The 10,605-nt window shown below is 33.5% G+C and carries 11 protein-coding genes and 1 pseudogene; all 12 read left to right on the top strand.

Going from position 1 to position 10,605, the window contains the following annotated elements; all coding sequences use genetic code 11:
* Positions 1-923 (top strand): carbohydrate ABC transporter permease (locus AC2LE6_RS07255; protein WP_484478601.1); only part of this gene is annotated, 923 nt, incomplete at its 5' end.
* Positions 916-1,764: a carbohydrate ABC transporter permease gene (locus AC2LE6_RS07250; protein WP_484478600.1), complete on the top strand. Its 849-nt coding sequence runs from the start codon at positions 916-918 to the stop codon at positions 1,762-1,764. The genes AC2LE6_RS07255 and AC2LE6_RS07250, both read left to right, overlap by 8 nt.
* A 12-nt stretch (positions 1,765-1,776) precedes the next feature.
* The gene (locus tag AC2LE6_RS07245) at positions 1,777-4,188 is read left to right on the top strand and encodes a glycoside hydrolase family 94 protein (RefSeq protein ID WP_484478599.1); all 2,412 of its coding nucleotides are present in this window, start codon (positions 1,777-1,779) and stop codon (positions 4,186-4,188) included.
* Positions 4,189-4,263: 75 nt separating this feature from the next.
* Positions 4,264-5,283, top strand: a complete 1,020-nt coding sequence (locus AC2LE6_RS07240) for an aldose epimerase family protein (RefSeq protein ID WP_484478598.1) — start codon at positions 4,264-4,266, stop codon at positions 5,281-5,283.
* 100 nt (positions 5,284-5,383) lie between these two features.
* Positions 5,384-5,713: a DUF6054 family protein gene (locus tag AC2LE6_RS07235; RefSeq protein ID WP_484478597.1), complete on the top strand. Its 330-nt coding sequence runs from the start codon at positions 5,384-5,386 to the stop codon at positions 5,711-5,713.
* 104 nt (positions 5,714-5,817) lie between these two features.
* Complete coding sequence (locus AC2LE6_RS07230; RefSeq protein WP_484478596.1) at positions 5,818-6,246, top strand: ribosome maturation factor RimP; 429 nt, start codon at positions 5,818-5,820, stop codon at positions 6,244-6,246.
* Positions 6,247-6,259: 13 nt separating this feature from the next.
* Entirely contained in the window at positions 6,260-7,339 is a 1,080-nt protein-coding gene (gene nusA, locus AC2LE6_RS07225) for a transcription termination factor NusA (RefSeq protein WP_484478595.1), read from the top strand.
* The gene (gene rnpM, locus AC2LE6_RS07220; protein WP_484478594.1) at positions 7,326-7,595 is read left to right on the top strand and encodes an RNase P modulator RnpM; all 270 of its coding nucleotides are present in this window, start codon (positions 7,326-7,328) and stop codon (positions 7,593-7,595) included. Before nusA ends, rnpM begins: the two co-directional genes overlap by 14 nt.
* Positions 7,585-7,884, top strand: a complete 300-nt coding sequence (locus AC2LE6_RS07215; protein WP_484478593.1) for a L7Ae/L30e/S12e/Gadd45 family ribosomal protein — start codon at positions 7,585-7,587, stop codon at positions 7,882-7,884. Before rnpM ends, AC2LE6_RS07215 begins: the two co-directional genes overlap by 11 nt.
* Before the next feature lies 1 nt (position 7,885).
* Positions 7,886-9,733 (top strand): annotated as a pseudogene (gene infB / locus AC2LE6_RS07210) (translation initiation factor IF-2); the annotation flags it as partial.
* Positions 9,730-10,074: a 30S ribosome-binding factor RbfA gene (gene rbfA / locus AC2LE6_RS07205; RefSeq protein WP_484478592.1), complete on the top strand. Its 345-nt coding sequence runs from the start codon at positions 9,730-9,732 to the stop codon at positions 10,072-10,074. The pseudogene infB and the gene rbfA, both read left to right, overlap by 4 nt.
* 56 nt (positions 10,075-10,130) lie before the next feature.
* Positions 10,131-10,605 (top strand): hypothetical protein (locus AC2LE6_RS07200; protein WP_484478591.1); only part of this gene is annotated, 475 nt, incomplete at its 3' end.

The following is a 10,605-nucleotide window of genomic DNA, read 5'->3' as shown; positions in this document are numbered from 1 at the left end:
ATAAGTGGGGGGTAAGATTTGTAATCCCATTTGTTGTCGTCTATGTTATATTTTCACTGATACCTTTACTTTCGACATTTTACTATAGTTTCTTTGAATACTATTTCAAGTTTGGAGGTCTACAAAAAGTAGGTCCTAACTTTTCATTCTTAGATAACTACATCACATTATTCACAGAAGGTAAGTTCTTTAAATATTTCGGAAACACAATGATAATTTGGATCTTCGGATTCGTGCCACAAATAGTAGTATCTCTTGTTTTAGCATTATGGTTTACAAGCACTAGATTAAACATAAAACTACAAGGAATATTTAAAGCATTGGTTTACATGCCAAACTTAGTAATGGCATCAGCTTTTTCATTATTATTCTTACGATTATTTAGTAACAATGGACCTGTGACAAGTGTATTAGTCGAATCAGGAATCATTGATGATATGTTCAGTTTTACTGACAATAATTGGAGTACAAGAGGATTGATTTCATTCATGAACTACTTAATGTGGTTTGGGAATACAACAATCCTATTAATGGCGGGGATTATGGGTATTGACAAATCAATATTTGAGTCCGCTCAAATGGACGGAGCAAACAGCTTCCAAACATTCTTTAGAATTGTTATGCCCCTACTAAGACCAATCTTATTATTCGTGATGGTAACATCACTTGTAGGTGGAGTTCAATTATTTGATATACCACAAATTTTCACAGCAGGTACAGGTGGTCCAGAAAGTGGATCTATGACCGTGATTATGTATATTTCAAGACTACTTGGAGTTAGTAAACAGTATGGTTTAGCGGGTGCAGCAGCAACTGTATTATTCTTGATGACTGCGACTGTTTCAGTAGGATTCTTCTTTATCTTCTATCGTAAAGATATAAAAAGAGATAAGAAAGTTAAAGAGGTGACTACTAATGAATAAGGCAAAATTAAACTTAAAGATTCAACGCTTCTTTATCTATTCGATTTTAGCGTTGATGTCACTATCAATTATATTTATCTTTTATACATTACTAGTTAATTCTAGTAGGCAACATTATGATATTCAATCTGGATTTAGTATGTTCTTTGGAGGATTCTTTGGAGTCAACTTAGATAACTTACTGGCAAACGATAATATTAATGTTCTTGGTGCGATGAGAAACAGTTTATTCATCTCACTATCAACCGCGTTTTTATCGACATATGTAAGTGCATTAACTGCATATGGAATTCACTTATATAAATTCAAAGGAAGAAACTTTATCTTTGTATTTATCTTAGCGGTTATGATGATCCCAACACAAATAGCTAGTGTAGGATTAATCACAATACTATATTCATTAAACCTAATGGATAACTACGCTGTGTTAATCATCCCCGCGATGGCTGCACCAGCAACATTCTTCTTTATAAAACAGTATCTAGACAGTGTACTGCACTTTGAGCTTGTAGAAGCATCACGTGTAGATGGAGCATCTGAACTTAAGATCTTCCATAGAATTGCTCTTCCATTAATCAAACCAGCACTAGCTATTCAATTCATCTTTAGCTTTGTTGCTTCATGGAACAATTTCTTCTTACCTAGTTTAGTTATTCAATCACCAGATAAGAGAACAATTCCAATTGTTATCTCACTATTAAAGAGTTCAAGTCCAGACTCATTCGACTTAGGACCTGTATACATGTTGATGGTATTATCCATCTTCCCGATGATCATTGTATTCATCATATTCTCAAGACAAATCATAAAAGGTATTACACTTGGAAGTGTAAAAGGCTAGAAAGAGGTTCACATGAAATATGGCACTTTTGACGACATAAAAAAAGAATATGTTATTAACACACCATACACTCCATACCCATGGATAAACTATTTAGGTTCTGATGATTACTTCGTGTTGTTTTCAAACACAGCAGGAGGATATAGTTTCTTTAAAGACGCTAGAGAAAGAAGAATCACAAGATATAGATACAACAATGTACCAATAGATAGTGAAGGTAGATATTTCTATATTAAAGAGAAAGACACAGTATGGAACATAGGTGTAAGACCAACAAACACAGAAGTAGATTCTTATGAAGCAAGAGTTGGACTTGGATACTCAAAAATAACATCTATTAAGAATAATATAAAAGCTTCACAATTGGCTTTTGTGCCAAAAGGATACCAAGGAGAAATACAACAAATAACGTTAGAAAACTTATCAAAAGAAGTAAAATCATTCAGTCTTTATAGCTATACAGAATTCGCTTTATGGGATGCATACGATGATATGACAAACTTCCAAAGAAACTATTCAATAGGTGAAGTGAAAGTAGAAAAAAACACTATATATCACTTAACTGAATATCGAGAAAGAAGAAATCATTTTGCCTTCTGGCATGTGAATCATGATATTAGCAGCTTTGATACATCACGTGATGAGTTCATTGGAATGTACAACGATGTATCAAAACCAAAGGGAATAAAAAATGAAGAATTATCTAACTCAGTGGCAGAAGGCTGGCAACCAGTCGCTGCTCAAAAAATAGACGTTGATCTTCTACCAGGGGAAACTAAAACAATCATTTATACACTTGGATACGTAGAAAATAATACTAATAAATATAATAAAGACAACACAGTTAATACTTCAATCGCACAAGATATGATTCAGCAAGTTGATACAAAAGAAAAAGTATCAAAGTTATTTACTGATTTAAAGGAATACTGGACAGATATGTTATCTAATTACCAAGTGAAAAGTAATAGTCCAGAACTAGATAGAATGGTAAACATTTGGAATCAATATCAAACAGTTACAACATATAACTTATCAAGATCTGCTTCATACTTTGAATCAGGAGTTGGTAGAGGAATGGGGTTTAGAGATTCCAATCAAGACTTACTAGGTTTCATGCATATGGATCTAGTAAAAACAAGAGAACGAATTCTCGACTTAGCAGCTACATTACTTCTTGATGGAGGAGCATATCACCAATATTCTCCACTAACCAAAAAGGGTAATGAAGGACTGGGTACCGGGTTCAATGACGATCCTAACTGGTTAATATTATCGACAGTAAACTATATCAAAGAATCAGGGGATTACTCTATCTTAGATGAAGTTATAACATACGAATCAAATGAGGACTTAAAAGGCTCATTATTGGAGCATTTAGATAAATGCTTCTCCAAAGTTTCAGACAATTTAGGTCCGCATAAATTACCTCTTATAGGTAGAGCGGATTGGAATGACTGTCTAAACTTAAACTGCTTCTCTACTGAACCAGGAGAATCATTCCAAACAGTACAAAATAAAGGTGATGGTTTAACTGCAGAAAGTATCTTTATCGCAGGACTATTTGTGTATTCAGCAAAACCATATGTTGAACTATTGATCAAAATAAATAGACCACACGAGGCACGAAATAAACAGCTTAAAATCGAAGAGATGATTAACGCAGTAAAAGAACATGGACTTGATGAGAAATGGTTCTTACGTGCATATGATGCATTCAGTAATAAAATCGGTTCAAAGGAAAACAAAGAAGGACAAATATTTATTGAACCTCAAGGTATGTGTGTCATGGCAGGAATCGGTGTCGAAGATGGATTCGCAGAAACTGCACTGAATAGCGCAAAAGAATTATTAGACACAAAACACGGTATGGTATTAAACTATCCTGCATATCAAAAATATGACGAGAAGCTTGGTGAGATATCTTCATACCCACCAGGGTATAAAGAAAACGGTGGAATCTTCTGTCACAATAATCCATGGATTATGTGTGCATATACAGAATTAAATAAAGGTGAAGAAGCATTTGAATTATACAAAAAAATAGCACCTGCTTTTATCCATGAAAATCAACATACTCATAAAACAGAACCATATGTATACTCACAAATGATCGCAGGAAAAGAAGCTAAAAACCACGGTGAAGCAAAGAACTCATGGTTAACAGGAACATCAGCTTGGAACTTTGTTGCTATCTCGCAGTATATACTAGGAATCAAACCAGATTTTGACGGATTGAGTATCAAGCCTGTATTACCTAAAGAACTTGATAACGTAGTAATCACAAGGAAATTTAGAGACACAATGTATGAGATACATATATCACATAACGAAGACAAAGGAATATTCATTGATGGTATGAAACAAAACACAAATATTATTAAACCAAACGGATCTACATTAGTGATTATTTCTCATATATAATCCTTTCTCAAAAAAAGAGTGTAAAAGCTCTTTTTTACATTTACAATATAAATAGGAACTATAAGGAGTGTTATTATGGCTAATCACAAAATCGAAAACTATATAGTAAATGATGTCACTTATAAAACAATTCACGTGAAACAAAAAAACATAGAGGTCTCGTTTTTAAATTATGGAGCAACAATCCTTTATATAAAAATACCTGACAAAAATGGAAAAATGGAATCTGTCCTTATTGGATATAAGAATAAAGAATCATATATCGACAATAAGATATTCTTAAACGCTACCATAGGTCCAACAAGTGGCCGTATCCAAAACGGTGAGTTCAAGATAGATAATCAATTACATACTCTAAATACAGGAACTCTTCCTTTTAATCTTCACGGTGAAGAAGAGGCCTTGTCTTTTAGAATATTTGATTATGAAATTATAGAAAAAAAGAATGAAACTAAAGTAGCATTCAGTATCTTAAAACCAAAACAGAATTCCAACTATCCAGGCAATATAAATATCAAAGTAATCTACACAATTAAAGAGAATGAATTAGAGATTGAATATCAAGGAATCACAGACGAAGATACAATCCTAAATCTAACCAATCATTCCTATTTCAATCTATCTGGAAACCTCAAAAGAAATTGTCTGAATCAAGAGATATTTATAAATGCATCTAGATACCTAGACTTGGTTAATCTTATCCCCACATCAATCAAAGATGTTCAGAATACAAACCTAGATTTCAGACAATCAAAGCCATTGTCGGTATTTCTGGAAAATGATGCTAGAGGTATTGATCATCCGTTTTTATTAGATGAAGAATTATACAATCAGATTCAAGCTAGTCTATATGATCCTGTCTCAAAAAGACTTATGAACATATATACAACATATCCATCGATTGTCTGTTATTCACATAATCATCCTGATAATCAAGAACTAAATTTTAATGCAAAAAAACAAAAGCATTTAGGTATCTGTTTTGAAACACAGTTACCTCCAAACAGTATGCATATACAGAATCTGACAAATCAGATCCTAAGAAAAAACGAAGCATACAATCATAAAACAAGATTTGAGTTTAGTATTAAATAGAAACGTTTCTGTTTCTATTTTTTTATACAAAAATATACATCTGTTGGCCTTGTATAAAAGAGCCAAGTACAATATAATACTACTAGTAAGGAGTGAGACTATGATATTAAGAATTCAAAAACGTGGTGACGAAGTTAAGAAAATCTTTCAACAAGGTCAAACAAGAGGTGAAGTTGTACATGCATCTCAACTAGATACATACAGTTATTTCATGGTTTACGAAGTTTTCAGTATGATGAATAGTAACCGCATGTCAATCAGCGTCGTTATCATTGATAAAGAAGAATACTCTGAACTACATGCATCTAGTAGTGGTGGAGGAAAAGGATGGCTTTTCAGATTCGATTGGGGATCAGGAAAAGGCTTCGAAGAAAACATCAAAAGAATATTTACAAATGCTGGTGTACAGTTCCGTGAAATCAACGGATAATTTATAGACTTGCATTTCATATATATATATGATAAAATACAAATGCATATGAGTTAGAGAGTCGGTCAAAACCGGCTCTTTCTTATATTTTAAAGGAGGATAACATGGAACTATTAGAACAAATCAGACCATTTATCGAAGAACTTAATTATTACCTATATGATATCGAAATCGTCAAAGAAGGTGGCAACGATATATTACGAGTAATGATTGAAAATGATACGTATATCAATATCGATGATTGTGTAAAAGTAAGCCACGCTATTAGCGACAAATTAGATGAAATCGATCCGTTTGTAGAACCGTATATGTTAGAAGTAACATCAGCCGGTGCAGAACGTGAGTTAAGAAACTCTGAAGAAGTAAAAAGAGCAGTTGGAAAACCTGTGTATGTTAAAACATTAGAACAGAAACTCGAAGGTAAATTAGAGAAGTTTAAAGACAATGTTTTACAGGTTAAAATAAAAAATAAAACAGTTCATAAAGTTAACTACATGGATATTGAATTCATTAGATTAACGATAATGTTATAGGAGGTAAGCACAAATGATTAGTAAAGAGTTTTTCAAAGCATTAGAAGTACTAGCTATCGATAGAGGCTTAGAAAAAGAAAAGATTTTAGAGATAATGGGACGCGGAATTTTAAACGCATATAAAAAAGAACACCAGACATCTGAAAACGCAACAGTTGAGTTTAACGAAGACAAAGCTCAAATTGTACTAAGCGCAGATTACATCGTTGCTGAAGAAGTAGTGAACCCAGGAGAAATCAGTTTAGCTGTTGCACGTAAAAAACGTAAAACTGCAAAAATTGGAGATGTTATCACATATAAAGAAACTCCAAAAGATTTTGGACGTATCGCTGCATCAAGTGCAAAACAAATCTTAACGCAAGGTTTGAAACAACTTGAAAGAGAAAAAGCATACGACTTATTCAAAAATAGAGAGAACGAAATGATCAACACAGAAATCGTTTCTCTAAACAAAGATTTTGTTACACTAGACTTAGGTAACAATATGGAAACAAGTCTACCACGTAAAGAATTACTACGTTCTGACGATATATTTGTAGGTGCAAGAATAAAGGTTTATATCACTAAAGTTGATATGACAACAAAAGGACCTAAAGTATTTGTATCACGTACAGATAAAAACTTAGTAAAACGTTTAATCGAACAAGTATGTCCTGAAATCATGGATGGTACTGTAGAGATAATGGGTATTGCACGTGATGCTGGAGACAGATCAAAAGTTGCAGTATACAGTCATGATGAAAACGTAGATCCAGTAGGAGCAGTTGTAGGATTCAAAGGAGCTCGTATCAAAGAAGTTCTTGAATCATTACAAGGTGAAAAAGTGGATGTATATCAGTGGAGTTCAGAACCTACTGAATTAGTATTAGCTGCATTAGAACCAGCAAAAGTTTTAGCGGTTAATCCAAACAAGAAAAAACAACAAGCATTGGTTATTGTAAAAGACAAAGATTTAACAGCGGCAATCGGTGTTAAAGGTCAAAACGCAAAACTAGCTGCACAATCTTCAGGATGGAAAATTGAAATCAAATCAATCACACAAGCCAAAGAAGAAGGAATCAGATACAGAAGGCTAGATAGTGAAGAAGCATAAAACTCCTTTACGTAAATGTGTGATTACAAATGAACAACTTCCAAAACAAGATTTAATAAGAATCGTTAAAAACAAAGAACGTGGAGTACTAGTAGACAATACTGGTAAAATAAACGGTCGAGGAGCTTACCTTAAAAAAGATGAAAAAATCATCTTAAAAGCAAAGAAAACAAAAAAACTAGATAGACACTTAGACACTGTTGTAGAAGAATCAATCTACACTGAGTTACTGGAGCTATTACAAAATGAAGAATAAAATATTAAACTTACTCGGACTCGCTACAAGAGCTCGCAAAGTAATACTAGGTGAAGAGTTCGTTTTAAAACAAATGAAGAACACGAACCTAAACGTATTCCTAGCATCAGATGCTGGAGAAAACATAACAAAAAAAATCATCAACAAAGCATATACATTTAACTGTACCGTTATCAATCAGTTCACAACAGACGAACTTTCAAAAGCGATTGGCAAGGAAAACAGAAAAGTAATGATTATTGATGACAGGGGATTTAATAAGAAAATCACAGAATACTTGAACTCCTAAGAAAGAGGTGGTTTTGATGGCAAAGAAAAACATCAAAAAAACAAAACAAAAAGACACAAGAATGACAAATGTTCCTGTTGTTACACAAGAGAAAACAGACGGAATATTATACTATAAAAAAGACATGACAGTAGCCGAAGTAAGTGAAAGAATGAACTTACCTGTTAGTAAAGTAATTACTAAGTTAATGGGTCTAGGTATCATGGCTGCACAAACTCAATCAGTAGATCGTGAAACGATCGAACTGATTGCACTTGATTTTGGTTTCGAACTTGAAGACGAACAAGTTACAGACTTATCTCGTTTTGAAGACATGGATATCCAAGACAACGAAGAAGACCTACAAGGTCGTCCTCCTGTAGTAACAATTATGGGACATGTTGATCATGGTAAAACAACATTACTTGATACAATCCGTAACAGTAGAGTAACTGAAGGCGAAGCCGGAGGAATCACTCAACATATCGGTGCTTACCAAGTAACGAAAAACGGATCACTTATTACATTCATTGATACACCAGGACATGCTGCATTTACAGAAATGAGAGCACGTGGTGCACAAGTAACAGATATTACTATCTTAGTAGTAGCTGCCGATGATGGAGTTATGCCTCAAACTAAAGAAGCAATCGATCATGCACAAGCTGCTGGAGTACCTATCATTGTTGCTGTAAACAAAATGGATAAAGTAGGAGCGAACCCTGATCGTGTAATGCAAGAATTAACAGAACATAACCTAGTACCTGAAGCATGGGGTGGGGAAACTATCTTCTGTAACATTTCAGCATTAAAAGGTGACGGTGTTGACGAATTACTTGAAATGATCCAATTAACTGCAGAAATCAACGAGTACAAAGCAAATCCAAACAGATTAGCTTCTGGACACGTTATAGAATCTAAATTAGACAAAGGACGAGGACCTGTCGCTACATTATTAGTAGCAAACGGTTCACTTAAAGTTGGTGACATCTTAGTTGCTGGTAATACTTTTGGTAAAGTACGTGCAATGTCTGATGATACAAACCATAGATTAACAGTTGCCAAACCTGCAAAAGCAGTTGAAGTAACTGGGTTAAATGATGTACCTCAAGCTGGAGACAGCTTCATGGTATTCACTGATGAAAAACAAGCACGTGTTGTTTCTGAAGAAAGAACACACAGAGCTTGGAAAGAAGAACGTGGTGTAGGAAAAGCAGTATCACTTGATGATTTGTTTGCAAACTACAACGATGGACAAACCAAAGAATTACGTTTAATCATCAAAGGGGATACTCATGGTTCTATTGAAGCATTAAAAGCTTCACTAGAAAAAATTGATGTAGAAGGTGCTAAAATTGATATCATCCGTTCATCAGTTGGTACAATCACAGATACTGATGTAGTACTAGCGTTAGCTAGTGGTGGAATCATCATGGGATTCAATGTACGCCCATCTAGTAAAGTACGTGACACAGCAAGAGAAAAAGGTGTAGATATCCGTCTATACAATATTATCTATAAAGCACTAGAAGAAATCGAACTAGCTCTAACAGGAATGTTAGATCCTGAATTCGAAGAAATAGTAACAGGACAAGCTGAAGTTAGAGATACATTCAAAATCTCTAAAGTTGGAACAATTGCTGGTTGTTATGTTACTGGTGGAAACATTGAACGTAATAGTTTAGTACGTATCTTACGTGAAGGTGTTGTTGTTTACGAAGGTCAAATGGCATCATTAAAACGTTTCAAAGATGACGTTAAAGAAGTTAAAGAAGGTTACGAATGTGGAATCATGATTGAGAAATACAATGATATCAAACAAGGAGATATCATCGAAGCCTCAGTTGAGAGAGAAATCAAACGTAAATGAGTACTATAGATAGACTAACAACAAACATCCATAGAACACTGACAGATATATATAGAACAGAAGTAAAAGAAAACTCAATCGGTTTCCTAACAATTACAGAAGTAAAAGTTACTAACGATTTATCTTATATCACAGTATATTATACAATTCTAGGACAAGACACAAAACGTGAAGCTGCTAAAAAAGCATTAGAACGCAGCAAAGGGTTTGTACGTTCAAGATTATCACAAAGAGTTAAAATGAGAAAAACTCCAACCCTTTTATTCAAGTATGACGAATCATTAGACTATGGAAACTTTGTCTCAGAAGGACTAAAAAAAGTAATGAAAGAAGACGAATAATTTCGTCTTCTTTTTAATTTCATTAAATAATGCTACAATAAAAGTAGGTGGTAAGTATGAAGAGACTTTACAATAAAATTAAAGAGTCTTATACAAACTGGCTTAGAAATATTACATGGAAACAAGTTTTATTCTTTACTGTTTTCTTTGTACTATTTGTCAGTCTTGTTTTACCATGGGTTAATACATTAAGTGAAGAGTTAATCGGAGTATCCGATTCAATTGACACAGGATTTAAAACAGATATTAAAGAACTATATCATATAAGAGAATTATACGGAGTAGCTGGTAGATTAAATTACATTTATTTAAGAGTTACATTTGATCTTATCTGGCCAATTATATATTTTCTATTTCTTGCTTCAACCACAGCCTTACTTACTAAAAACATAACAGAATCAAATGCACATAGATATTTAAATTATCTACCTATAATTGCTATTCTACTAGATTACTTTGAAAACGTACTAGCGATTATATTTATGGCGATCTATCCAGGTAATTTTGATATCCTAGTATTTATTTTAATAG

The sequence above is a fragment of the Candidatus Izemoplasma sp. genome, from assembly GCF_982632705.1.
The sequence above is the reverse complement of the archived record's forward strand: the minus strand, read 5'-3'. Positions and strand labels throughout refer to the sequence as shown.